At 59.5% G+C, this 24,630-nt stretch carries 22 protein-coding genes and 5 pseudogenes; 21 read left to right on the top strand and 6 right to left on the bottom strand.

Going from position 1 to position 24,630, the window contains the following annotated elements:
* Window positions 1–316: 316 nt before the first annotated feature.
* Both B3I26_RS02720 and B3I26_RS02725 read right to left on the bottom strand, forming a co-directional pair.
* Entirely contained in the window at window positions 317–1,645 is a 1,329-nt protein-coding gene (locus B3I26_RS02720) for an OprD family porin (RefSeq protein WP_296254867.1), read from the bottom strand.
* A 654-nt stretch (window positions 1,646–2,299) separates the two neighbouring features.
* Window positions 2,300–3,475: pseudogene (locus tag B3I26_RS02725) on the bottom strand (pyridoxal phosphate-dependent aminotransferase); the annotation flags it as partial.
* Between the two features lie 356 nt (window positions 3,476–3,831).
* Here B3I26_RS02725 and copC point away from each other — a divergent pair.
* From copC to B3I26_RS02750, 5 genes are all read left to right on the top strand, one after another.
* Complete coding sequence (gene copC / locus B3I26_RS02730; RefSeq protein WP_296254869.1) at window positions 3,832–4,218, top strand: copper homeostasis periplasmic binding protein CopC; 387 nt, start codon at window positions 3,832–3,834, stop codon at window positions 4,216–4,218.
* 4 nt (window positions 4,219–4,222) lie between these two features.
* Window positions 4,223–5,095, top strand: coding sequence for a copper homeostasis membrane protein CopD (gene copD / locus B3I26_RS02735; RefSeq protein WP_296254871.1), 873 nt, complete (start codon window positions 4,223–4,225; stop codon window positions 5,093–5,095).
* Window positions 5,096–5,179: 84 nt separating this feature from the next.
* On the top strand, window positions 5,180–6,289 hold the full coding sequence (ada, locus tag B3I26_RS02740; protein WP_296254873.1) for a bifunctional DNA-binding transcriptional regulator/O6-methylguanine-DNA methyltransferase Ada: 1,110 nt from the start codon (window positions 5,180–5,182) through the stop codon (window positions 6,287–6,289).
* A 47-nt stretch (window positions 6,290–6,336) separates the two neighbouring features.
* Complete coding sequence (gene parS / locus B3I26_RS02745) at window positions 6,337–6,786, top strand: type II toxin-antitoxin system Xre/ParS family antitoxin (protein WP_296254874.1); 450 nt, start codon at window positions 6,337–6,339, stop codon at window positions 6,784–6,786.
* Complete coding sequence (locus B3I26_RS02750) at window positions 6,786–7,253, top strand: RES family NAD+ phosphorylase (RefSeq protein WP_296254876.1); 468 nt, start codon at window positions 6,786–6,788, stop codon at window positions 7,251–7,253. The genes parS and B3I26_RS02750 overlap by 1 nt, the downstream gene beginning before the upstream one ends.
* Window positions 7,254–7,468: 215 nt before the next feature.
* On the opposite strand, the gene B3I26_RS02755 is transcribed toward B3I26_RS02750, so the two are convergent.
* Complete coding sequence (locus B3I26_RS02755; RefSeq protein ID WP_296254878.1) at window positions 7,469–8,107, bottom strand: TetR/AcrR family transcriptional regulator; 639 nt, start codon at window positions 8,105–8,107, stop codon at window positions 7,469–7,471.
* A 131-nt stretch (window positions 8,108–8,238) separates the two neighbouring features.
* Between B3I26_RS02755 and B3I26_RS02760 the strand changes: the two genes are divergently transcribed.
* From B3I26_RS02760 to B3I26_RS02810, 11 genes are all read left to right on the top strand, one after another.
* Window positions 8,239–9,321 carry an NAD(P)H-dependent flavin oxidoreductase gene (locus B3I26_RS02760; protein WP_296254880.1) on the top strand — a complete coding sequence of 361 codons (1,083 nt, stop codon included), beginning with the start codon at window positions 8,239–8,241 and terminating at the stop codon, window positions 9,319–9,321.
* Between the two features lie 135 nt (window positions 9,322–9,456).
* Window positions 9,457–10,224 (top strand): molybdate ABC transporter substrate-binding protein, encoded by a 768-nt coding sequence (gene modA, locus B3I26_RS02765; RefSeq protein ID WP_296254882.1) that lies wholly within the window; start codon window positions 9,457–9,459, stop codon window positions 10,222–10,224.
* A complete protein-coding gene (modB, locus tag B3I26_RS02770) occupies window positions 10,225–10,905 on the top strand; it encodes a molybdate ABC transporter permease subunit (protein ID WP_296254884.1) in 681 nt (226 codons plus the stop codon).
* Between the two features lie 5 nt (window positions 10,906–10,910).
* On the top strand, window positions 10,911–11,999 hold the full coding sequence (gene modC, locus B3I26_RS02775) for a molybdenum ABC transporter ATP-binding protein (protein WP_296254885.1): 1,089 nt from the start codon (window positions 10,911–10,913) through the stop codon (window positions 11,997–11,999).
* A gap of 133 nt (window positions 12,000–12,132) precedes the next feature.
* A complete protein-coding gene (locus tag B3I26_RS02780; protein ID WP_296254887.1) occupies window positions 12,133–13,191 on the top strand; it encodes a DNA topoisomerase IB in 1,059 nt (352 codons plus the stop codon).
* On the top strand, window positions 13,188–13,361 hold the full coding sequence (locus tag B3I26_RS02785; protein ID WP_296254889.1) for a hypothetical protein: 174 nt from the start codon (window positions 13,188–13,190) through the stop codon (window positions 13,359–13,361). Before B3I26_RS02780 ends, B3I26_RS02785 begins: the two co-directional genes overlap by 4 nt.
* A 35-nt stretch (window positions 13,362–13,396) precedes the next feature.
* Window positions 13,397–16,075 (top strand): excinuclease ABC subunit UvrA, encoded by a 2,679-nt coding sequence (locus B3I26_RS02790; RefSeq protein WP_296254891.1) that lies wholly within the window; start codon window positions 13,397–13,399, stop codon window positions 16,073–16,075.
* An 81-nt stretch (window positions 16,076–16,156) separates the two neighbouring features.
* A complete protein-coding gene (locus B3I26_RS02795; protein ID WP_296254893.1) occupies window positions 16,157–16,591 on the top strand; it encodes a hypothetical protein in 435 nt (144 codons plus the stop codon).
* Window positions 16,592–16,658: 67 nt separating this feature from the next.
* Window positions 16,659–16,907 carry a hypothetical protein gene (locus tag B3I26_RS02800; RefSeq protein ID WP_296254895.1) on the top strand — a complete coding sequence of 83 codons (249 nt, stop codon included), beginning with the start codon at window positions 16,659–16,661 and terminating at the stop codon, window positions 16,905–16,907.
* A 115-nt stretch (window positions 16,908–17,022) separates the two neighbouring features.
* Window positions 17,023–17,229 carry a DUF6434 domain-containing protein gene (locus B3I26_RS02805; RefSeq protein WP_296254897.1) on the top strand — a complete coding sequence of 69 codons (207 nt, stop codon included), beginning with the start codon at window positions 17,023–17,025 and terminating at the stop codon, window positions 17,227–17,229.
* A gap of 499 nt (window positions 17,230–17,728) precedes the next feature.
* Window positions 17,729–18,076 carry a metalloregulator ArsR/SmtB family transcription factor gene (locus tag B3I26_RS02810; protein ID WP_296254899.1) on the top strand — a complete coding sequence of 116 codons (348 nt, stop codon included), beginning with the start codon at window positions 17,729–17,731 and terminating at the stop codon, window positions 18,074–18,076.
* Window positions 18,077–18,914: 838 nt separating this feature from the next.
* Here the strand turns inward: B3I26_RS02810 and B3I26_RS02815 are convergent.
* A complete protein-coding gene (locus B3I26_RS02815; protein WP_296254901.1) occupies window positions 18,915–19,493 on the bottom strand; it encodes a TetR/AcrR family transcriptional regulator in 579 nt (192 codons plus the stop codon).
* Window positions 19,494–19,592: 99 nt separating this feature from the next.
* Here B3I26_RS02815 and B3I26_RS02820 point away from each other — a divergent pair, with 99 nt between their 5' ends.
* Window positions 19,593–20,648: an aldo/keto reductase gene (locus B3I26_RS02820; RefSeq protein WP_296254903.1), complete on the top strand. Its 1,056-nt coding sequence runs from the start codon at window positions 19,593–19,595 to the stop codon at window positions 20,646–20,648.
* A gap of 114 nt (window positions 20,649–20,762) precedes the next feature.
* Here the strand turns inward: B3I26_RS02820 and B3I26_RS02825 are convergent.
* Window positions 20,763–21,419 (bottom strand): annotated as a pseudogene (locus B3I26_RS02825) (GGDEF domain-containing protein); the annotation flags it as partial.
* A gap of 96 nt (window positions 21,420–21,515) precedes the next feature.
* Window positions 21,516–21,916 (bottom strand): annotated as a pseudogene (locus B3I26_RS02830) (structural protein P5).
* A 22-nt stretch (window positions 21,917–21,938) separates the two neighbouring features.
* Between B3I26_RS02830 and B3I26_RS02835 the strand changes: the two are divergent.
* The 4 genes and pseudogenes from B3I26_RS02835 to tnpC all read left to right on the top strand — a co-directional run.
* Window positions 21,939–22,270, top strand: a pseudogene (locus B3I26_RS02835) (integrase); the annotation flags it as partial.
* 101 nt (window positions 22,271–22,371) lie between these two features.
* The gene (gene tnpA / locus B3I26_RS02840) at window positions 22,372–22,689 is read left to right on the top strand and encodes an IS66-like element accessory protein TnpA (protein WP_296254905.1); all 318 of its coding nucleotides are present in this window, start codon (window positions 22,372–22,374) and stop codon (window positions 22,687–22,689) included.
* Window positions 22,686–23,021 carry an IS66 family insertion sequence element accessory protein TnpB gene (tnpB, locus tag B3I26_RS02845; RefSeq protein ID WP_296254907.1) on the top strand — a complete coding sequence of 112 codons (336 nt, stop codon included), beginning with the start codon at window positions 22,686–22,688 and terminating at the stop codon, window positions 23,019–23,021. The genes tnpA and tnpB overlap by 4 nt, the downstream gene beginning before the upstream one ends.
* A gap of 50 nt (window positions 23,022–23,071) precedes the next feature.
* Window positions 23,072–24,614 (top strand): annotated as a pseudogene (gene tnpC / locus B3I26_RS02850) (IS66 family transposase).
* The last annotated feature ends 16 nt before the right edge of the window (window positions 24,615–24,630 follow it).

Here is a 24,630-nt window from a genome sequence, read left to right on the forward strand (position 1 = left end):
CACTAGTGACGCGGAGCGTGGAATGATCAGTACACGGATCGCGTTGGGTGCAGGCCGATGGCGGCGGGCCCACGGAGCGTCGCCTGCGTGAGGGAACCTTGACGAAGTCGAGGCCAAACCAGGAACAAAGCGTTTTTGGTCACTTTTGGGACGCTTTTGCCAAAAGTGACCCGCTGTAAGGGCGCGAAGGTGAATCAACGCCACCACCACAAACAGATCTACCCTCCAACCCTGCGCCGACAAAAAACCAACCACAAAAAAAAGCCAGACGCCCTCAAGGCTTTCCGGCTTCTTCACCTAACGGAAACGCAGAGAATCAGAACACATTAATCGGATAATCGGCGATCAGCCGCAACTCATTGTTATCCCCCTCCCCTTGATCCGCATTGGCACGGTGAAACGACTGCCGCATGCGTAACGCCAGATCCTTCGCAGGCCCCGACTGCACCACATACTTGGCCTCGACATCGGTTTCATGATGCTTGCCATCATCGCCATACCCGTAATTGACATAAGTACTGTTCGCAGGCATATGCGACCCGTCAATATTGTCACCGGTTATATACCGCGCCATGAAACTAAGCCCCGGTACCCCATAACTCGCCATATTCAGGTCATAACGCGCCTGCCACGACTTCTCCCCCGGGCCGTTGAAGTCGGAATACTGCACCGAGTTCGCCAGAAAGATCGAATCCCCCGTATCGCCAGGACCATTTATGCCAAAGGCCACATAATCGAACGGCGTATCACCGTGAACTTTCTGATACGCCAGCGTCACCGTATGCGCCGTCAGGAACGAATAAGCCGCCGCCAGCGACCACGTCGTGTTACTGATATCCCCCGCCTTGGCGGAACCTGCATCATTGGTGCGATAGATATTGAAATCGAAGTTCACCGACTGGTCATCGGTTATCGTCTGGGTGTAATTCAGATTGCCATAGTATTGATCCCAGACATCCTTGAGATTGGACGCATACAGGCTCGCCGTCAGATTGTCGCTAAATGAATATTTGCCGCCCGCATAATCAACGCTCGTCGCAGTAACACCGGCGTACGAGGCGTAGATATCGTGATCGTGGTTGGTGGTGACCGGGCCGTTACCACCAGTGAAATGCCCGCCGTCCAGTTCGAGTCCGGCGATATCGCTGCTCAGCAGATTGAAGCCTGTCGCGGTCTGTGGAAACAGCCGCGAGCCACCGGCGGCGAATACCGGCGAGGCCGGCATCAGATCGCCGTAACGCAGCTCGGTCTTGGAAATGCGCATTTTGATGGCGCCGCCAGCGGTGCCGTATTCGTCTTCGGGGTCGCCGTGCCGGTCCACCGGCAAGTTGCCGGTACCCGCCGTACCTGCCCCGCCATCGAGCTTGATGCCCCAATATCCATAGGCATCGACACCGAAACCAACGGTGCCTTGAGTGAAGCCGGAACTGAAATTACCCAGTACGCCCTGGGTCCAGTCCTTGCGGTCGCCACCGCCATTCTTGCCATCGCGGTTAAAGTAGTAGTTCTTAAGATGAACCGTCAGGCTGCTGTCTTCGACAAAGCCCTTGGTGTCGGACTGGTCACTGACGACCCCTGCCGCGGCCAGTTGACTCACGCCCAGCGAAACCGCGAGCGTTACGAGGTTCCATTTCACAAACGTCATTATTATCCCCTGTCTCGATTAAGGCCCAACGTCCCGCCACCCCTGAGACTCAGGGCGTGCTCCTGCGTTCAGGGCTGATATTGAAACGATGGGGTTGGCGCTATGGCAGATGGGCAAATACATCAACGCCGTCATTGGTCTTCACGGCAAATCTACAGGCTGGAGCCCATTTCCTTATTGTTCCGATGAGGCTGTACGAGACCTCGATTTTTTACCGGATGTGCTCGCGGATTGAAAAACTTTTAGCATTTTTCCGCTCGACGGTTCATGAATCGACCGTGATAGTCACTATCGATGTTCGTAATAGTTCTCTATGAGACGGCGGTGTTACCGTTGTCGGCGATGAAGCACATGAATCAATGATCTGATGAATCCGCAGCATCAGATGATCGAATCTTGCTCCACTTCATCATTCCTTTGGTAAGACTTTTTAGCCACCTCACACCAGTGCGGTGGCTTTTTTTATTAACTAATCATTTATGCAAGTTTCACGATCTCTTTACTGCTCGGGCTCATTGCTGCCATTGCGCTAGTTGGAGTTCCACCTTTGCAGGCTGATGAGGGTCTGGCGTTCTGGAACAAGGCGTCTCACCGTTTCATCGGCATGGTGGTGCCCCCGAGGGGCCGCATCGCGCAAGGTCATTAGCGACACCGCCGACCGACCAGCCCGCCGACAAACCCCGCAATCCGCTCACACGCCTCGGCCAACTGCGCCTCGCCCAGGGTAAACGACAGTCGTACGAAACCCTGGGCCGGTTCGCCGAACGCGGCGGCATCGAGCACCGACACTCCTGTCTCGCGAAACAGGCGCCAGGCAAATTCCAGCGACGTCAGACCTGTGCCGCGCACATCGACCAGAACGAACATCCCTGCCCCCGGTTCCAGCACGGCGATTCCCTGGCAATCGCTCAACCGCCTCACGACCAGGTCTCGCCGACGCCGATAGGTATCGCGCATCCCTCCGGTGACCTGGTCATGGGCCAACACTGCCGCCAGGGCGCCTTCCATCACGAAACCCGGCAATCCGTAGAGCATGCTCAGCGCCAGATTCTCTGCATGGCCAATCAATTCGGCGTCTGCCATCAGCCAGCCGATGCGCCAACCGGTCATGGCGTGTGACTTGGAAAGGCTGCCGACTGCCACGCAGCGTTTCTCCATACCGCGCAGGCTGGCAAGGCTGACGTGCTCGCGCTCGTAGCACAGGCTTTCATAGACCTCGTCCACCACCACCCAGAGATCGTGGGCAATCGCCAGATCGGCGATGATCTGCAGCTCCTCGCGGTCGAGCACTACACCCGTCGGATTGTTAGGGTTGGACAGAAAGATCGCGCGGGTGCGCTCGGTTATGGCATCTGACAGGTTCTGCGGGTTCAGGCGAAACCCTGAATCGGCATCGCAGATAGCTCGAACAAGAGTCGCGCCGGAGGCCCTGAGCGTCGCCTCATAGGTCACGTACATGGGGTCAAGGACCACGACCTCATCGCCCGCCTGCAGCAAACACAGCGACGCGATGAACAAGGCGTTCTGCGCCCCGGCGACGGCAATGACGTTTTGCGCGTCGACCTCGCGACCGAGCCTGGCTGCATAGCGTGCAGCAATGGCCTGACGCAGCTTCGGCCGTCCGGGAATGTCGGCGTAATGGGTGTCGCCGCCGCGCAATGCGTTGATAGCGGCATCGGTAATGAACTGGGGTGTGGCGAAATCGGGGTCGCCGATGCTGAGGATGATCACATCCTGGCCGTCGCGCTGCGCCTGGAAGGCAGCGTGATGAATGTCCCAAGCGGCCACGCCATGCCCGGCAATTCGTTCGACAAAGGGGGAAAAACGCATGCCAGGGCCTCTTTTCATGCAACGCGGGGTGGATCGCAGGAAGGATTGCGAAAAACGGATGAACGGCCAACATAGAGAAAACCGGACGCTCGTTCAATGGCTGGCCTGAGTCTCGACACCACAGGCTGGCGATCAATGAAGGCCCGCAGGGCGCGCATCGCCAGAGCCGTTGATTTCGCAGCGAAACCGGTCTGCAGGACAGGGGGCGTGCGTGCGTGGGCAAGGATTGGCGTATTGACTGGAGTCCGCCGATACTTTCTGGTCTAGTAGTGCTCGCATTTATTGGAATCGACAGGTATCGGTTCCTGACATGAACGTTGCTTCAAAAAGCTGCCGCACAACCAAAGGTGCCCTTGATGTCTGCCCAACGCGTAAAGCTCGCCCTCTCATGCTTCTCTTTGATGGCATGCCTGACCACCTCGTCTGCCTTCGCTCACGCTCACCTGGAAAGCCAGCTGCCAGCTGCCGACAGCGAAGTGAGCACACCCAGGGAACTGCGCCTGAATTTTTCCGAAGGCGTTGAGGATACGTTCAGCAAAGTCGCGATCAGCCTCGACGGCCCGGGTCAGGGGACGGAAATCATCCAGATCCAAAGCGTTACCACGGACCCGGCCGACAAAAAGGTCTTGATCGTCGTTCCGGCCGTGCCGCTGGCACCTGGTAAGTACAAGGTCGAATGGCATGCGGTCTCCGTGGACACCCACAAAAGCGAAGGCGTCTACCGCTTTCAGGTGACGCCTTAACGCCATGCAGGAAGGATTGATCCTGTGCCGATTCGTGCATTTCGGCGCGGTCCTGCTGCTGTTTGGCACCGGCCTGTTTCGCCACGTGCTGTTCAGCTCTGCCCTGCAGCCGTTCGACGCCAGCCCCGCAGGCCTTCGCCTCGACCGCGCGCGAATGTGGATGAGCGTAGCGGCATTGCTCAGCGCGCTCGGCTGGTTGATGCTGACGGCTGCGAGCATGGCTGGCGACTGGCAGGACGCGGTCAATCCCGCGACCGTTATGCGGGTCCTGGGGCATACGTTTTTTGGCCATGTCTGGATCGCCCACCTGGCCCTCAATGCACTGACGCTGCGGTGGGCGCTACGCGCAGCGCATTCGGCGCCGCGCGTGTGGATGTGCCTGACCACGCTGCTGCTGCTGACGCTGGCGCCGGTGGGCCACGGCGCCATGTTCGACGGGCTTCGGGGCGATTTACTGATCTTCAATCAGATGCTGCATCTGATTGGCGTGGGCACCTGGCTCGGCGGGTTGTTAATGCTCGGCGTGTTGCTGAGGGCTGCCAACGATGTCGATTTGCGTAGCCTGCTGCAGCGTTTCAGCGGCCTCGGTTATGGCCTGGTGGCGCTGATCATCGTCACCGGCATGATCAACGTCCGTGCCCTGAGCGGTGCTGTCTGGCCGCAGCCTGCGCTGTCGGGGTTCGGGCTGGTGCTGGCCGTCAAGGTGGCGCTGGTGCTGTGCATGCTGCTACTGGCGGGGGTGAACCGCGGGCTGGCTCGCGCGCCGATTCTGCAGCTACGGGTATTGTGCGTCAGCCTGCTGCTCGAAGGGGCCTTCGGTGCGGCCGCCCTGGCAGCGGTGTCATTGCTGGGCACGCTGCCGCCACTGCTTGGCTGAATTAGAGCGCAAGACTCGGGAATCAATTTCCCGGTGCGACCAATAGTCTGTCGTACAAACAGCCACTTGCCTGGGTAACGGTGCATGAGCCAACGTAAATCTTCCCGCAGCACCCGGAGCATCCAGGACGATCCGCGCTGGGCAGCGGTTGTGGCCCGTGACCCAACTGCCGACGAGCGCTTCGTCTACGCGGTGCGCACCACCGGGATTTACTGCCGCCCCAGTAGTGTCTCGCGCCTGCCGCGCCCGGAGAACGTGGTGTTCTTCGACAGCGCCGCCCAGGCCGAAGCCGCTGGCTATCGTCCCAGCAAACGAGCGGCCGCCGACCGGACACAGTTAACCAAGCAGCATGCCCGGCTGGTCGCGCTGGCCTGCCGACAGATCGTCGAAGCCGAAAACCTGCCCACTCTCAACCAGCTTGCAGGCACTTCAGGCATTAGCCCGTGGCATTTGCATCGCGTGTTCAAGGCGGTCACCGGCGTCACGCCGAAAGCCTGGGCCAACGCCCACAGGGCCGACCGGGTGCGCAGTCGTCTGGGCGACGCATTAAGCGTCACCGAAGCCATGTATGAGGCGGGCTTTAACTCCAACAGCCGGTTTTACGAGGCCAGCGACAAACTGCTGGGCATGAAACCGTCGGACTACCGCAAGGGCGGCGCCAATGCCGACATTCGCTTTGCCGTGGGCGAATGCGTTCTCGGTTCAATTCTGGTTGCGCAAAGCCAGCGCGGGGTCTGTGCGATTCTGCTGGGCGACGATCCGGATCAACTGGTGCGCGATCTGCAGGATCAGTTTCACCGCGCCACGCTGATCGGCGGCGATTCGCAATTCGAGCAACTGATCGCTCAGGTAATCGGCTACGTCGAAGCGCCTGGACTCGGCCTGAATTTACCCCTCGACTTGCAGGGCACGGCGTTTCAACAGCGGGTCTGGCAGGCGCTGCTACAAATTCCACCGGGCACCACCGCCAGTTACGCAGACATCGCCCGGCGCATCGGCGCACCGACGTCCGTACGCGCGGTGGCCCAGGCCTGCGGCGCCAATCGTCTGGCCGTGGCCATTCCCTGTCATCGCGTGGTGCGCAGCGATGGTGCCCTGTCGGGGTATCGTTGGGGTGCCGAGCGTAAACACGAGTTGATCGAGCGCGAGAGGCGGGCAAACCCGTGTAACAGCTTGGGACTTGAGAAACAGTGACAGGGGCGTAACGTCCAGCACCGGATATCTGACCAAGGAGCATGGACGTGCCTGCCATTTTTCAAGCGTCAACTCACGCGGCCTCGCCCGCTTTCTGGCTGATCGCTGATCAGCTCAATACCCGCAACGAAACTGAACGCCTGGCCTACATCCGCACCGGTTTTCCACCGGGATGGGTTAAGGCCGTGCGCAATGCCTTTCAACTGAACAACAGTCAGTTGGAAGCGTTACTCAATGCTTCGATCTCCACCCTGGAACGCCGTCAGCGGCAACGACGACCGCTGGACCTGGTGGGTTCCGAGCGACTGGATCGTGTCGCCTCGCTGGCAACCCGTGCTGCCGACGTGTTCGAAGATCAGGACACCGCGCGGCGCTGGATGATGGCGCCCAACCGCGCGCTCAACGACCAAACCCCCATTGCCCTGTGCGAAACCGAAATCGGCGCCAGCCAGGTGCGTCGGGTGCTGGCGGCGTTGCAGCACGGAGGGGTGGTCTGATGCAGGCCTGGAGAATCGGCAAGGCTGAGGATGTCACCGATCTGTCCGGCGCGGGAGCGGCGTTGTTCGGCGGGCGCTGGAATCATCCTGAGCAACCCGCGCTATACCTGGGCCTGAGTCCGTCGGGCTGCGCACTGGATCCGGTGATACTCGCCGGCCACGTGCCGACCCTGCCGTTCAAGCTCATGCACCTGCAATTGCCCAGCGACCCGGCGCTGTATCAGGAACCGTCGCTTGCCCAACTGCCGCTGGGCTGGGACAACTTGCCGCCGGACAGGCCCAGCATGGATTTCGGCGGCTGCTGGCTCGAGCGCAACGAGCAGTTGGGACTGATCCTGCCGTCAGCGACGATGGATGGCACCCGCTGTCTGCTGGTCAATCCAAGGCACCCTGCCTGCAACCAGATCAGCGTGTTGCAGATCAGCGACTTCATGTACGGAAAACCCGGCACGCGCCGCGCCGCCTAGCGCTGGGTGTCGACCACTACCCTGCCACGTACCTGCCCATCCATCAGCCGATGGGCAGCTCGATCACCCGCCCCGAAAAAGGATCGCTGCTCCCTGCCACGGTGCCTGCAAGGTCAACGTCCGGCACTGTCGGGAAACGTGCCCCTTGCCGACCAAACGCCGTTAAAAATGGGTTGTGCCCGATATAGACCGATCGCCTACAAATAGAACGATCGTCAGCGTGGCAGACCACGGAGAAATCCTGCGATAAACGTGTTCAGCGGAGCATCGCTTTGCACAAGACGGGTGCGCAGCACAGCGCCTTCCCAGCCGATCCAGAAATACGCCGCCAGCTCGGCGCAGTCGGCATGATCGGGCAACTCACCGGCCTGCCTGGCGGCGTCAAAACATGTACAGAGGCGCCTTTGCCAGTCGAGGAATATTGCCTCCAATGCATTACGAAAACCGTCCGGGAGTACGCTGACCTCCTGCCCCAAGTTGCCCACCAGACACCCGCGGCGGTACTGATGACGCGCCATATTGGCCTTGGACTCCTGCACGAAACCGACCAGTCGCTCCAGCGGCGTCAGCGTCTCATCCAGCAGCCAGCGATCCAGACGCTTGGCGAAATACCCGGCATAGCTGGCCAACACCTCAAGGCCAAACACCTCTTTGCTTGCAAAATAGTGATAGAACGAACCTTTAGGCACGCCGACGCGTTTGAGGATGCCGTCGATGCCGGTGGCCATGAAGCCCTGCTCGGTCAAGACTTCGACGCCACAACGGATCAGCGTCTGGCGAGTGTCGAAGTCATCAGCGCGCGGTGTCTTTGGAGGGCGGCCCGGGCGTCTGGGTTTGGTGTTCATGTCGGTCATGGGGTTGCATATTAGACCGACCGTCTATTAAATCAACTGCACGTTTGCACGCATCAGAAATCATTAGCGCCGAGGGTGAAAAACTCAGCGTGCCATCGGCCCGATCGCCACCTGCTTTGGAGACTCTGCCCATGATTGCCTGGCCTGACACCCGCCTTCTCAAGCTGTTCGGTATCGAAGTGCCTATTCTGCTCGCGCCAATGGCAGGTGCCGCCGGTTCTGCACTGGCGATCGCCGTGGGCCGGGCCGGCGGCTTGCCTTCCCTACCCTGCGCGATGCTCAGCCATGTGCAGATTCGCGAGGAAGTGGCGCTCATCCGCGCCGCCACTCACGCGCCACTGAACCTGAATTTCTTCGTACACCCGTCGCCGGCCCCCGACCCTGACGCGCAAAAGGCCTGGAAAGACCTGCTGCAACCTTATTATCAGGAGTTAGGGGCTGACTTCGACGGCCCAACCCCCACTTCCAATCGCGCGCCATTCGACGATGCCGGCTGCACGCTGGTCGAGGAACTGAAGCCACAGGTGGTCAGTTTCCATTTTGGTCTGCCTGCGGCTGATCTCCTCGCCCGGGTAAAGGCCACCGGCGCGAAGGTCATATCCTCGGCCACCACCGTGGAAGAGGCGGTATGGCTTGAGCAGCATGGCTGTGACGCGATCATTGCCATGGGTTATGAAGCCGGGGGACATCGCGGTATGTTTCTCAGCGATGAGCTCCATACCCAAGTCGGGACAATGGCCCTGGTGCCGCAGGTTGCCGATGCAGTGCGGGTGCCCGTCATCGCTGCCGGGGGCATTGCCGACAGCCGCGGTATCGCGGCCGCCTTCATGCTGGGGGCGTCGGCCGTGCAACTGGGTACTGCATACCTTTTCAGTGCAGAAGCCAAGGTCTCGGCACTGCATCGGGCGGCGCTCGCCAGCGCCAAGGACAGCCACACTGCACTGACCAACATTTTCACCGGGCGTCCTGCTCGCGGGATCGTTAACCGCATCATGCGCGAGATCGGTCCTATCAGCCCCCACGCTCCGGCGTTTCCCAGCGCAGGCGGCGCGCTGATCCCGCTGCGCGGCAAAGCGGAGCCACTGGGCGAAGACGGCTTCATGAACCTGTGGGCGGGTCAGGCCGTTGGTATCAAGCACGCCCTGGCCGGCGAAGCGCTGACCCGGCAGTTGGCGATTCAGACCCTGGAAAGGCTGGCCGGATTCGGTCACTGACACCGCTTAGGCGCCCAGCCGCGAAGAACAGGCTTCCTTGAGGTGACCTCACGCTATATATTCCGGTGCATAGCGTTTGGCCGGTATCGGTTGACGTCCGTCATCACCTTATAAACAACAACATGGAGCTGTTTCATGCGCGCAACTTCCCTTCGCGTCACGCTTAAATCCCTGGTTATCGCTGCTGCTGCCTTCTCGGCCGGCAGCGTATTGGCCGATGAAGTCCAGGTAGCGGTCGCTGCCAACTTCACCGCTCCGATTCAGGCCATTGCCAAGGATTTCGAGCAGGACACCGGGCACAAGCTGGTGGCTTCCTTTGGTGCCACGGGCCAGTTCTACACCCAGATCAAGAACGGCGCGCCTTTCGAAGTGTTCCTCGCGGCCGATGACACCACGCCCGCCAAACTCGAAGCAGAAAATGAAATCGTCAAGGACTCGCGCTTCACCTATGCGGTCGGCACCCTGGCCCTGTGGTCGGCCAAGGATGGTTATGTGGATGACAAAGGCGAGGTACTGAAGCAAAACCAATATCAACACCTGTCGATTGCTAACCCCAAAGCCGCTCCCTACGGCCTGGCCGCGACTCAGGTTCTGGATAAGCTCGGCCTGACCGAGGCCACCAAAGCGAAGATTGTCGAAGGCCAGAGCATCGCTCAGGCGTACCAGTTCGTGCAGAGCGGCAGCGCCGAACTGGGCTTTGTCGCCCTGTCTCAGGTGTACAAGGACGGCAAGTTGACCAGCGGTTCGGCGTGGATCGTTCCAGCCAACCTGCATGAGCCGATCAAGCAAGATGCCGTGATCCTGAACAAGGGCAAGGACAGCGCTGCGGCCAAGGCGTTGATGGAGTACCTCAAGGGGCCCAAAGCCGCTGCGGTGATCAAGTCCTACGGGTACCAGCTGTAAATGCCACTGGGCAGTGCCGACCTCGCGGCGATATGGCTGACGCTGAAACTGGCATCGTTGACCACAGTGATTCTGCTGATCGTCGGCACCCCCATCGCCTTGTGGCTGGCGCGTACCCGCTCCTGGCTCAAAGGGCCCGTCGGCGCGGTGGTGGCCTTGCCGCTGGTGTTGCCGCCTACGGTAATCGGCTTCTATCTGCTGCTGTTGCTCGGGCCCCATGGCGCGGTAGGGCAATTCACCCAGAGCATTGGCCTGGGCACGCTGACCTTCAGCTTCAGCGGCCTGATCGTCGGCTCGGTGCTGTACTCCCTGCCTTTCGTGGTGCAGCCGCTGCAGAACGCCTTTGTTGCCATCGGTCCGCGCCCGCTTGAAGTGGCCGCGACCCTGCGCGCCAATCCGTGGGATACATTCTTTTCCGTGGTGCTGCCGCTGGCGCGCCCTGGTTTCATCACCGGGGCGATCCTGGGCTTTGCGCACACGGTGGGCGAATTCGGTGTGGTCCTGATGATTGGCGGCAATATCCCCGGAAAAACCCGGGTGGTGTCGACCCAGATCTACAACCACGTCGAGTCCATGGAATACCTGCAGGCACACTGGCTGGCCGGCTCGATGCTGGTGTTCTCTTTCCTGGTTCTGTTGGCGCTCTACTCCAGCGGCAAAACCAAAGCAGCCTGGAGCTGACACGTATGAACTCAAGCATCGAAGTCCGCCTGAATCTGGACTTTTCCGATTTTGCAGTAAACGTCGATGTGTCCCTGCCCGGTCACGGCGTCACGGCCCTGTACGGCGACTCAGGTTCGGGCAAGACCACCTGCCTGCGCTGCATCGCCGGTCTGGAGAAAGCTGCCAGCGGATTCATTTCGGTCAACGGTGAAGTCTGGCAGGACAGCGCCAACGGCATCTTCGTGGCCCCGCACAAACGTTCGTTGGGCTATGTGTTTCAGGAAGCCAGCCTGTTCCCGCACCTCACGGTCAGGGGCAATCTGGAGTTCGGCCTCAAGCGCATTGCCTCCCGCGAGCGACGGGTGAACCTGGAGCAAGCCACCACGTTACTGGGGATCGACCATTTGCTGTCACGCCGGCCGGGCAAGCTTTCCGGGGGCGAACGCCAGCGCGTGGGCATTGCTCGCGCGCTGTTGACCAGTCCTCGGCTACTGCTGCTCGACGAGCCGTTGGCGGCGCTGGACGCTCACCGCAAGGGTGAGATCCTGCCGTACCTGGAACGCTTGCACGACGAACTCGACATTCCCATGCTGTACGTCAGCCACTCACAGGATGAGGTGGCGCGGCTCGCCGACCACCTGGTGCTGCTCAGCGGCGGCAAGGTGCTGGCCAGCGGCCCGATCGGCGAGACCCTGGCCCGCCTTGACCTGCCATTGGCGATGGGCGACGACGCGGGCGTTGTGATCGAGGGTGCGGTCCGCGCCTACGACGACGCCTACCATCTGCTCACCGTGCGCCTGCCGCACAGCGAACTGTCGATTCGCGTCGCCCACGCGCGGTTGGACATGGATACGCCGCTGCGCTTCAAGGTGCAGGCGCGGGATGTCAGCCTCAGCCTTCAACCGGACGATCGGAGCAGCATTCTCAATCGTCTGCCAGTGACCGTCGTCAGCGAAGTACCGGCCGACAATGCCGCTCACGCGCTGGTGCGGCTGGACGCAGCCGGCACGCCGTTGCTGGCGCGCATCACCCGGTATTCGCGGGATCAGTTGCAATTGCATCCAGGGCAAATGCTCTGGGCGCAGATCAAATCGGTAGCATTGCTCACCTGAGCACGGATACCGAAGGCTTTTTCGAAGCCGCTGGAGGCTGCGCTGAACGCGCCGCTGAGCGTCCTCTCAAATAATCGGCACCACTGCGCAACGGAACGGTCAATGCAAAGACCAGTTCTCAGGATTGCCATTCATGTCGGACGCTCTATCCCGTGAAGATCTGCCCAAGGATCTGCACTATGTCGATGACAGCCAGCCGGGCTTCACCCGCAAGATCCTGCGCGGCAAGTTCGCTTACTTCGATACTGACGGCCAGCGCATCCGTGACGAAGCGCAGGTCAAGCGCATCAATGCGCTGGTGATCCCGCCGGCTTACACCGATGTGTGGATCTGCGCCGATCCGATGGGGCATCTGCAGGCCACTGGCCGCGATGCACGAGGGCGCAAGCAGTACCGGTACCACCCGCGCTGGCGCGAGATTCGTGACGAAAACAAATACTCGCGCATGATCGCCTTTGGCATGGCGCTGCCAAAGGTGCGAAAGCAACTGGAAGCGCAGTTGGCAGCTCCCGGGATGGGCCGCGAAAAAGTTATGGCCGCCGTGGTGTCACTGCTCGATCAGACGCTGATCCGCATCGGTAACAGCCAGTACGCCCGGGACAATCGCTCCTACGGTTTGACAACCCTGCGCAACAAGCATGTCGATGTGCACGGCAGCAAAATCCTCTTCCAGTTTCGCGGCAAGAGTGGGGTGGAGCATCAGATCAGCGTCACCGACCGACGCTTGGCCACCATCATCAAACGCTGCATGGAGCTGCCCGGGCAGAATCTGTTCCAGTATCTGGATGACGAGGGCCAGCGGCATACCGTCAGTTCCTCGGACATTAACCGTTACCTTCACGACCTGACCGGCGCTGACTTCACCGCCAAGGACTATCGCACCTGGGCGGGCAGCGCAATGGCGCTGACTACGCTGCGCAAGCTTCACTGGGAGCCTGCGGCCGACGCCAAAAAACACATTGTGGACATGGTCAAGGAAGTCTCTCGACTGCTCGGCAACACCCCGGCGGTCTGCCGCAAATGCTATATCCACCCGGCCGTTCTGGAAGCCTTCGTGGTCGGCGAGTTGGCCAAACTGCCACGTTCGCGCCAGCGCAAGGGCCTGCGCATGGAGGAAGTAGCATTGGCCGGATTTCTACAAGGCTTGCAGGCTGCCGAAGCCCTGCATGACGCGACAGGAGAAAAACCATGACATCGAGTAACGCTCATATCCGCGGTGAAAAAATCAATGACCCGGACGCCAAACCCGCCGATGTTGCAGATGATCGTGATCGCACGAAAGAAGCCCGCAAGGAGCAACCTTTGACCGGCGGCGAGCACGACGATGCCGGGCATACGCCCAAAGTCCCGGAAGCTCGGTAAACGCACCACAGACTTATTGACCCCAAGGCTTGCTCATGACCAAAGCGCCTCACCTGCCCGAACCTATCGACACGCCCTCCACGGTTTCTTTCACTGTCGCGCCGGATCAACCCGGCTTCGTCAGGGTGCGCGGTGCGCGTGAGCACAACCTCAAGGACGTGGACGTCGACATTCCCCGCGACGCGCTGGTGGTCTTTACCGGCGTCTCCGGGTCGGGCAAGTCGTCCCTGGCGTTTTCCACGCTGTATGCCGAAGCCCAGCGCCGCTATTTCGAATCGGTGGCGCCCTATGCCCGACGCCTGATCGACCAGGTGGGCGTGCCCAACGTTGACTCGATCGACGGCCTGCCGCCGGCCGTGGCCTTGCAGCAACAACGCGGCACACCCAGCACACGTTCCTCGGTTGGCAGCGTAACCACCCTGTCCAGCCTGATCCGTATGCTTTACTCGCGCGCGGGCAACTACCCCGCCGGGCAGCCAATGCTGTACGCCGAAGACTTCTCGCCCAACCTGCCCCAAGGCGCTTGTCCTGAGTGCCATGGCCTGGGCCGGGTGTACGAAGTGCCGGAAGAATTGATGGTGCCGGATGACTCGCTGACCATTCGCCAGCGCGCGGTGGCTTCCTGGCCGCTGGCTTGGCAAGGACAAAACCAGCGCGACATCCTGGTCACGTTGGGCTACGACGTAGACATCCCGTGGCGCGATCTGCCGAAGAAACAGCGTGACTGGATTCTGTTCACCGAAGAACAACCCACCGCGCCGGTGTATGCGGGGCTGACACCCGAACAAACCCGCGTGGCACTCAAGCGCAAGCTCGAACCCAGTTATCAGGGTACGTTCACCGGTGCGCGCCGGTATGTCCTGCACACCTTCACCCATTCGCAGAGTGCGCTGATGAAGAAGCGCGTTTCGCAGTTCATGCGCGGCAGCCCTTGTCCGCTATGCGATGGCAAACGCTTGAAGCGCGAGGCGTTGTCAGTGACTTTTGCCGGGTTGGATATCGGTGAGCTGTCGCAAATGCCACTGCTGCGCCTGGCGCAAGTGCTGCAGCCTGTGGCACAGGGAACGTTCGAGGATAACACCGAGAGCGAGGTCCTCGATCGCCAGCAGATCGACAAGGCACGCAAGAAACGCATCACTTCAGGTGGTTCGGCCCATGACGCCGCGCCCGATGTGCGCGCAACCCCCAACTTATCGGTCGAGAAACGCTTGGCGGCCCAGCGCATCGCGCAAGACCTGCTGGCTCGGGTCAACACGTTGACGGAACTTGGACTGGGTTACCTGGCACTTGACCGCAGCACTCCAACCTTGTCGTCCGGCGAGCTGCAACGACTGCGTCTGGCCACCCAGTTGGGCTCGCAGTTGTTCGGCGTGATTTACGTGCTGGATGAACCGTCCGCCGGCCTGCACCCTGCCGACAGCGAAGCCCTGTTCGCGGCCCTGCAACAACTCAAGGCTTCCGGCAACTCGCTGTTTGTGGTCGAGCACGATCTGGAGACCATGCGCCGGGCTGACTGGCTGATCGATGTCGGCCCTGCCGCGGGTGAGCACGGCGGCAGGGTCTTGTACAGCGGCCCGCCCGAGGGACTGGCGCAAATCGAAGCCTCCCGGACCCGCCTGCACCTGTTTGCCGAACACAACGAATTGCGCACCCAACGACGTGAACCGACTGGCTGGCTGCGCCTGGAGGGCATCACCCGCAACAACCTTGACAACCTGAAAGCCGAATTCGCCTTGGGATGCTTCACATCGGTGACCGGAATCTCCGGCTCGGGCAAATCGAGCCTGGTCAGCCAGGCGTTGCTGGAGTTGGTAGGCGCAGCGCTCGGGCGTCCTGCGGCCGCAACTGGCGATCAGGAAGAGCCGAGCCTTGAAGACGACGCCCCACAGTTCACCGGTGGCCGTATCGCCAACGGCCTTGAGGCCATCAAACGGTTGGTACAGGTCGACCAGAAGCCGATTGGCCGTACACCGCGCTCGAATCTTGCAACCTATACCGGGTTGTTCGATAACGTTCGCAAGCTGTTCGCTGCAACCGCTGACGCCCAGGCGGCTGGCTACGATGCCGGGCAATTTTCCTTCAATGTCGCCAAGGGCCGCTGCCAGGTGTGCGAAGGCGAAGGCTTCGTCAGTGTCGAGTTGCTGTTCATGCCCAGTGTTTACGCGCCCTGCCCGACCTGCCACGGCGCCCGCTATAACCCGCAAACCCTGGCAATCCAATGGCAAGGGCTCGACATTGCACATGTGCTGCAACTGACCGTCGATCAGGCAGTCGAGGTGTTCGCCGAGCAGCCTGCAGTGCTCCGTTCGCTGACTGTGCTGCGTGATATCGGCCTGGGTTACCTGCGGCTGGGCCAACCGGCAACCGAGCTCTCCGGCGGCGAAGCCCAACGCATCAAACTCGCCACCGAACTGCAGCGCAACCAGCGCGGCGCCACGCTTTATGTGCTCGACGAGCCCACTACCGGCTTGCATCCCAGCGACGTGGACCGTTTGCTGGTCCAACTCAACACTCTGGTCGACAACGGCCACACCGTCATCGTCGTTGAGCACGAAATGCGTGTGGTGGCGCAAAGCGACTGGGTGATAGACATCGGCCCCGGGGCCGGCGATCAAGGGGGAAACATCGTCGCCAGCGGCACCCCTGAACAGGTGGCGAAGGTCAAGGCGAGTCGGACAGCACCGTTTTTGCGCAAGGTATTAGCGCAGATGTGACTGCGCTTGAAGGGCCGCTCTCCTAAAGCGATGTGGCGCGGAGTGTACGGCCCTTCGCTACGTACGAATGAAACGAATCCCGTGCTGTTCGTCTGCCAAATTGGCACGGGATTTACCTTTTCGATTACTGTATATCCGAACAGTATTCGAGTATTCCCCATGGATTTCACACCTGAGCCAGAATGGCCCGACGAATTCAGCCGCGAGGAAATGCTCGAGCAGCACGCCCATCTCCTTGAGGAAGAGTGCCGGATGTTTCAGCAGGAACTGAGTCGCTACCGGAAAAACATGGCCAGGCTCATCGCCATGCATACCGATGTGAGTATCGAGCGAGACAGCTTGCGCGCAGAATTGAAGGAGACGGCGACGCGACTTTCTGACACTCTGCGCGACTACGCGGCCCTGGCCAATCGTATCGCAGGCCTGGAGATCTGCCGCGAACAGCTTGAGGCGCTGCACACCGCTCGGCGCGTTGCCGCACACGCGCTGCCAGCGACCTTCTACCCGAAACGGTAACAAGGCAAACTTCAAGTCGCGTTACGCTTTCACCCTCTCGACCCATCAGAACCGCCAGGAATCATCAATGCCACAAGAAAGAATCGAGTCGCTCAGACTGCCCAAGGCAGTTCAAGGGCCGATCAATGACTTGGTGCGAGCGCTGAGTGCCGCTACCACTCGCGAAGACATCGAACGCGAGGGAGAAATGGAAATTGCCTTCATCCTCGGGCTGGAAACTTCGAAGCGGCTTCGCGCCTCGGATATCGAAACCCTGTACATGATCTTTGACGACGCCGTGCAGGCACGGCTCAAGCACCTGGAAGAGCAAGCTTGATCGGGCAACGCAAGGGGTGCAAGGAACGTCGATACTTCACATCGGCCAGCGCGTGCCTGCATCACCGTGATGGACACCGGCTTGGTTTTAACAACATCAGAAAAAAGGCGTGAGCATGGCATTCGATTGGCACTCAGCCCCCCTCACCCGCGCCACAGCGCTGGACAAAGACTATCGCAACACGCAGAACGTGCGCCGGTTTCTCGTCTCGCAATGCGGGAATGCTTTCAAGTTCGACCGGCCGTTCATGGCCTGGATCAAGGAACAGGACGGGCTGACGATGGGCGATGTTGCCGATCAATGGCTGCGGCTGAATCCTTGACCTGACACGGTACTGATTCATTGGCCGTAATCACACCTCCATATCCAGATAAAGAAAAAGCCCAGACCAGCGTCTGGGCAGGTCTATAGCGTTCGAACCCGTTCAGTCAGGCGCCACCGTTACCACGAGGGATTTGGGCGTCTTGATCGAAGCCTGGCTTTCCCGCGGGCGGATTCCAGTCTTTCGGCTTTTGCTCGGCTCCCTGTTCTGGCTCGGACTCCGCTCGTTCAAGTCTCCAATCATGAGGTTCGCCGGCTTCGGGTGTTGCTTCATCCGGGCCAGGATAAGCCCCTTGTGGCCGCTGTTATCGATAGCCATCATGTTTTCCTTGGCTGTGGCACAGGGCATCTGCACTTACAGATCGTATGAGGGCTGCACCTCCAAGTGCTGTGGTGCCGACGGGTGGACCTGCGCTTTACGCGCGGCACCATTAACCACAGCTTGCACGACATATATGGATATTCGTATATTCAGCCCTACGCATCCCAAGGCCTTCCACATGATCGCTCCTCCGGAATTTTTCAAATGCATGGCCGACGAGACTCGAGCACGCGCCACGTTGTTGGTCGCCAGCCATGGCGAGCTTTGTGTCTGCGAACTGATGTGCGCGCTGAACGACAGCCAGCCCAAAATCAGTCGGCACCTCGCGCAACTGCGCAGCAGCGGTTTGTTGCTGGATCGGCGACAGGGGCAATGGGTCTACTATCGGCTAAACCCGGAGCTTGCGTCATGGGCTCACGAGGTCTTGCAAGTGACGCTGCGGGAAAACGCTGAATGGATTCAGGTCAACGCTGCCCGATTGCAGAATATGGACGCACGCCCGGTCCGTGAAGCCGCCTGCTGCTGAATCGCTCGAGTTGGTTTCAATGTCTTGTGAATGCAGCCGCGTCCTCGAACAATAGCGCTGCATGGAGTGCGCTGGGGCGTAAGGACAGCAATGGTGTCGCGAGCCGGAGTCGAACTGATGGACAACAGGCCAGCTAATTATGGGGCTGCATAGGTTAGATTGAATTCCTCTGTACTAATGGATGTACCGTTTAGCACTCCCTGGACTCTTTGAACTACCTGCGCGCGTGCCGCCGCCCTTGTCACCAGCCTCCCTGCAGTTCGTCAGCCAAGCTGGTTTCTTGTCGAAGCTCGACCACTGCGTATCCAAACAACAGTTAAGTATCACCCCTGCACACCACCGAACTGGCCGAATGGCCCGATGAATTCACACGCGAAGAAATGATCGAGCAGCAGTCACATCTGCTGGCCGAGGAACGCCACATGCTGCAAAGGGACTTGAGCCGGTACCGGAAAAACATGGCGAAGCTGATCGACATGCACGAGGCTGTGACAGCCGAGCGCGGCCCGCTTCGAATAACCCTCAAAGAGACTGAGACAAGGCTGTCAGGCTGCCTCCGAGAGAATTCTTTATGGGCAATCGGATAGGTGAACTGGAAAACTGCCGCCAACAGCTTGAGGACCTCCATGAAGCTCTGCGCATTGAGGCCATGAAAAAACAGCAGTCAACCTTGGGACGGTCTTGAGCGCAAAGTGGTCCGTCAAAGACGGTCCCGCTTCAAGCCGCACATCGTTGGTGGCGTATGGCAGCGTTGAAAATTTCTTCCACGTGGGCCGTTCGCCAGAGTCAGTTACCGGCCCGAGGCGGGTACTCGGCCTGAATGATTTTTTGGCCAGGGTCAGATGATACCCATTGCAACATCGCGACTTGGCCGATTTATCAGAATCGCACTTGCAATGACATTAAACAGATAATCGCTGCGCGCGGAGTACGAGGCCTGATCGCCGATCCAGCCTAGCGCCCCTATGAGTGCGAACAGATCGCTACCTGTCATATTCTTGTCCGCCGTTCCCACAGCCTGCGCCCTCGCCAAGAGGCGAGTGCCAGCGCTGCGTAGGCCCGCACATGAAGCGTGCAGTGCCGAACTGGCATCTGAAAGCGCAGACGCCATTAAGGTGACGACGCCACTATAAATCCGAACAAACGCCACGGCCTCGTGCAGCCATGTCACTAGCGCGTCATCAGCGGACGGGGCTGATTCGAGTGCGTTAGCCTTCTGCGTCAGTTCTTCTAGCGAACCCCTTAGCAACGTGTCGAGCAGCGCATCTCGTGTGGGGAAGTGTCGAAAAAGGGTGGCAGGGCCCACCCCGGCTTTGCGAGCAATATCGCGCATTGATGCGTTAGCACCTTCCTCGGCGACCACAGCACGCGCGGTCACTAGGAGGTGATGATAGTTTTCTTTTGCATCAGACCGCATGAACTCTCCTTGACAATCGGATCAGTGATCCAGATTATACGGATCACTGACCCGCTTATTGTAGCGCCGCTGCATCATGGGGAACAACAAGGATTAAATATGCGTTATAAAATTTTTGGTGAACATACAGGCCTGCGGATTTCCGAGCTGGTGCTCGGGACAGCGAATTTCGGTGAGGCTTGGGGCGGCCACGGGGCGACTCTGGAGGAAGCACGGCGTATTTTCGATACCTATGCCAACGCAGGTGGTAATTTCATTGATACGGCTAATGGCTACCAGGATGGCCAGTCGGAGCAATTTACTGGCGACTTGCTGAAGGGGCGACGGGATGAATTTGTTCTGTCGACCAAATTTGCAGTCAAGACAGATGCAAACTCCGGCATCCTAGTAACAGGTAACAGCCGCCAGGCAATGGTGACATCTGTTGAAGCCAGCCTGAAGCGCCTTAAAACCGATCGCATTGATCTGTACTGGGCACATGTGGATGATAGCGTTACGCCGATGGAAGAGATCATGCGAGGCTTCGATGATCTTGTACGGGCCGGCAAAATCTTGTACGCAGGCCTCTCCAACTTTCCTGCCTGGCGCGTCGCACGCGCCGCGACCATCGCTGAATTGCGAGGTACCGTACCAGTCGCAGGCATACAGGTGGAGCATAGCTTGGTTCAGCGCGCAACTGAACAGGACCTCATTTCCGCCGCGTCTGCTCTAGGTCTTGGTGTGGTGGCTTACTCGCCATTGGGTGGCGGTGTCCTCACGGGGAAATACCGCCACCAAAATGCCGGAAACCGTCGTGACGAAGCGTGGGGTGGCGCCGGATTTCAACCTGAGAACACACCGCAGCGCAGCGCGATTATTGATACCTTGATCGCGATTTCTCACGAGGCTGGCGTGAGCCCTGGCGAAGTCGCTATCTCATGGGTCTGCGCCAAAGGTTCGTTGCCGATTATTGGGCCGCGTACGCTGGCGCAGCTTGAGAGTAACCTTGCTTCAACAAAAGTCGCCCTGTCGCTTGAACAAATCGCGCGTCTCGATAAGATCAGCGCGATTCCACGAGGCTATCCTTATACGGTACTTGACGATCCACGCATTAAAGATCTCATCACTGGTGGCAGGTTCGATCAAATCGATGCACCGCTGCGGTCTGTAGGCTGAACTGCAAACCGGCGCCCGAGCGCCCTGCCAAGATTGCGAGGGAATGCTGCAGGCCGAACGAGGAATTCACCTGGTTCGAGGTCAGCAAGGACGTGGGCAATGTGAGAAACCAAGTATCTCGGGTAGACCTGTTACCGCATTGGCAATTTTCGTCAAGACACTTTCCGCCAACGTCGCTAACTCGAGGCGGGTGAAATCGCCAGTGACAGCAAGGGCAAACTCATCCCCACCCAATCTTGCGACTGCTGCATGCCAGCCGGCGGTGGCTTCTCGTAGCGTTTCCGCGACCGCGCAGATAGCGCCGTCGCCAGCGGCGTGCCCGTACGTATCATTGATAGTTTTAAATTTGTCGAGGTCGATCAGGAATACTGCCGTGTTTAGGGCTGGCTGCTCCAGGCGCAAAACCAATTGCTCGTGAAACACCCGGCGGTTCAGCAACCCAGATAGAGTATCATGACGTGCCAGCGAATCGCTAAGTGCCTGGGCCACGACGAGGTCGTTGTAGCTATGATGCAGACGGTTTATCAGGCGCCTCAAGAGAATTAAAGGCACGACCGTCGCCAATAGGGCAAAACCTGTCGACGTTAGGACAAAACGCCAGCGCTCGGAGTTTTCGAAGGCGATGTCATACGGCAGGTCGAGCAAATGCATAGCTACCGGCTCGACTTCGAACTCCCAGGCAATAGCGAGCAAGAAGATCGAGAACAGGTAGAAAGCCAGCAAGGCGTAGAGATTGCTTCGCACTCGCTGGGGGTTGCGTGTAAGTGTCATGGAAGGCACGCTCGAAGGGCCACCGGCAGTGCGGCCATGCCATATCTATCGGCCGTGAGGCGCAGGCCTAACCCAAATTTGCACGTAGATTCAATGTCAAATCAATGCCCGGCGAACTCCTTGCGCTACCAATTCTGGCGCATAAGGCACGCTTCCGTTCTCTTGCCTGATGATCTCAATGGTCAGCGCGATCAGAGTACGGGAGTTGCGGATGTCGATCGGTTGATTGGGCTGGACGCCGACACCGGCGGCCACCGCCTTGATGTACGACTCGGTGTCGTTCTCTCCGCCCGGCGCCCACCGACTGATCACCTCGCGCACCGTGTCGATGCCGGGACTGCCAACGCCAGGCATACCATCCTTGCTCCGGTACGCCAAAAGCAGCTTGGCCAGCGCTCGGATACCGTTCTCTGCTGTATCAAAGCGAGCGAAACGTTTCTCGATCGCTGGATCCGGCCGGAGCTGCCCTGCCACTGGGTGCGCGGGTTGTAGTCGATATTGACGGGGTTGTTGTTGCGTACCTTCGCTTTCGTCGCGCAGCAGTACCTCGTTCAGATCGTCCCCACCAAATCACCCAGAACGCAGAAGGACAACCTCCGAAAGCTCAAGCAACTATTGCTGTTCTTTAATGGCCCTCCCGCTGCTCTTGATGAAATCCGCCCGCAACACGTGAAGCAATACCTCCGTTATCGCGGCAAGAAAGCTCCAGTAAGGGCGAACCAGGAAAAGGCTCTGCTTAGCGCGATATGGAATTTCGCCCGAGAAACTGGATATACCAGCCTGGCAAACCCTTGCGCTGGAGTTAAGGGCACAAAGAAACCGGCCGCAAGATCTACATCGAGGACGACGTTTTGTAACTGTCCGGCGAAGTCACTTACCGAACTCCAGCATTAAGGGCGATGGTGTCCGCGTATTTTAAGCGGACGCGATCGCCCTTATCCCCAGGATTTCCATGCGCCAACGAAGCTCTTACCCCAAACCATTCAAAGCCCAGGTCGTCCAGGAATGCCTGCAGCCCGGCGCGACGATTTCCAGCGTAGCCATCCATCACAGCATCAACGCCAACGTGATCCGCAAGTGGCTACCGATTTACCGGGATCAATCGCCTGCAACCTTGCCGGCTTTCGTTCCGGTAAAATCGGTACCAAGGCGAGCATCAGAAGAGATGGTGATCATCTCGCTGCCTCTGGGCGATAAATCTTTCACCGTAAAATGGCCAGCCTCGGATCCGGACGGCTGCGCGTGTTTCATTCGTGGCCTGGCCCAATGATTCGCGTCGATGCCATTTGGCTCGCGACTGAGCCTATGGACATGCGTGCCGGCACTGAGACTGCGTTGGCCCGAGTGGTCGCGGTATTCGGTGCGGCGAAGCCGCACTGCGCCTACCTCTTTGCCAATCGCCGGGCCAACCGCATGAAAGTCCTAGTGCACGACGGCGTCGGTATATGGCTGGCGGCACGGCGTTTGAACCAAGGAACATTTCATTGGCCGGGCATCCATCGTGGGTCGGAGATCGAACTCGACCCCGAACAACTCCAGGCGCTAGTACTTGGATTACCCTGGCAACGAGTCGGTGCGGGCGGCGCAATTACATTACTTTAAATGCTGCCTTTTAGCTGAAGCAGTCGGGCTGCTTTGGTAAAATCCACCCCATGACTTCCTTGTCCGATCTCGACCAAATGAGCCCCGAACAACTGCGCACGCTGGCTGCGCAGTTAATGTCCAAGGTCGATACCCAGAGCAGGAAGATCCATCGTGATGAAACGATCATCGAGCAGCTCACTCACGAGATCGCCATCCTTAAACGTCACAAGTTCGCCAAGCGCAGTGAGCAGATCAGCCCGGCGCAAGGCAGCTTGCTCGACGACCTCCTCAATACCGACCTCGGAGCCATTGAGGCGGAGTTAAAAGCTCTTCACCCAGCACTCGCACAGACAGAACCACGCCAGCAACCCAAGCGTGCGCCGCTGCCGCCACAGTTTCCACGCACTGTGCCCCATCACGAACCGGACGACACTCAGTGGGCTTGCGACTGCCAGCTTCAGCGCATTGGTGAAGACGTCAGCGAAAAGCTGGACTACACACCGGGCGTGTTCACTGTCGAACAGCACGTTCGTGGGAAATGGGCCTGTCGGCAGTGCGAAACACTGATCCAGGCCCCGGTACCGGCGCAGGTGATCGACAAGGTCATCCGCACTGCCGGCCTGCTGTCCTGCTGTCCTGCTGGCCCACGTGATGGTGGCCAAGTTCGCCGACCACTTGCCGCTCTATCGATAGGAAAAGATCTTCGGCCGTGCCGGCCTGGCCATCCCGCGCTCGACACTGGCGCAGTGGGTGGGTCAAACCGGCGTGCAGCTTCAGCCGCTGGTCGATGCGCTGCGCGAAGTGGTGCTGGCCCAGCGCGTGGTTCACGCCGATGAAACGCCGGTACAAATGCTGGCGCCCGGGGAGAAGAAAACCCACCGCGCTTATGTCTGGGCCTACAGCACTACGCCGTTCTCGGCCTTAAAGGCCGTGGTCTACGACTTAAGCCTCAGCCGGGCTGGCGAACATGCGCGTAACTTCCTGGGCACCTGGAACGCCAAGCTGGTCTGTGATGACTTTGCCGGCTACAAGGCCAGCTTCGAACTGGGCATCACCGAAATCGGCTGCATGGCGCATGCGCGCCGCAAGTTCTTCGACCTGCATGTAGCCAATAAAAGCCAATTGGCGGTGCAGGCGCTTCACTCGATTGGCGGACTGTACGAAGTCGAGCGACACGCCAAGGAAATGAGCGACGAAGACCGTTGGCGATTACGCCAGGAAACAGCCATGCCCATCGCTGAAAAGCTGCATGAGTGGATGCTGGCCCAACGCGAACTGGTGCCCGAGGGTTCGGCCACAGCCAAGGCCCTGGATTACGGCCTCAAACGCTGGGTAGCACTGACGCGCTACCTGGAAGATGGTGCTGTGCCCATCGACAACAACCAGATCGAGAACTTGATCCGGCCGTGGGCGCTCGGGCGGTCGAACTGGTTATTTGCAGGGTCGCTGCGCAGCGGCAAGCGGGCGGCAGCGATCATGAGCCTGATCCAGTCGGCGCGTATCAATGGGCATGATCCGTATGCTTATCTCAAGGATGTGCTGACGCGGCTGCCGATGCAGCGGGCCAGCGAGATCGAGCAACTGCTGCCGCATCAGTGGACCCCAGCCTGATCTGTGCAAAGTGTGT

The sequence above is a fragment of the Pseudomonas sp. UBA5706 genome (assembly GCF_002419965.1).
Taxonomy (GTDB): Bacteria; Pseudomonadota; Gammaproteobacteria; order Pseudomonadales; family Pseudomonadaceae; genus Aquipseudomonas.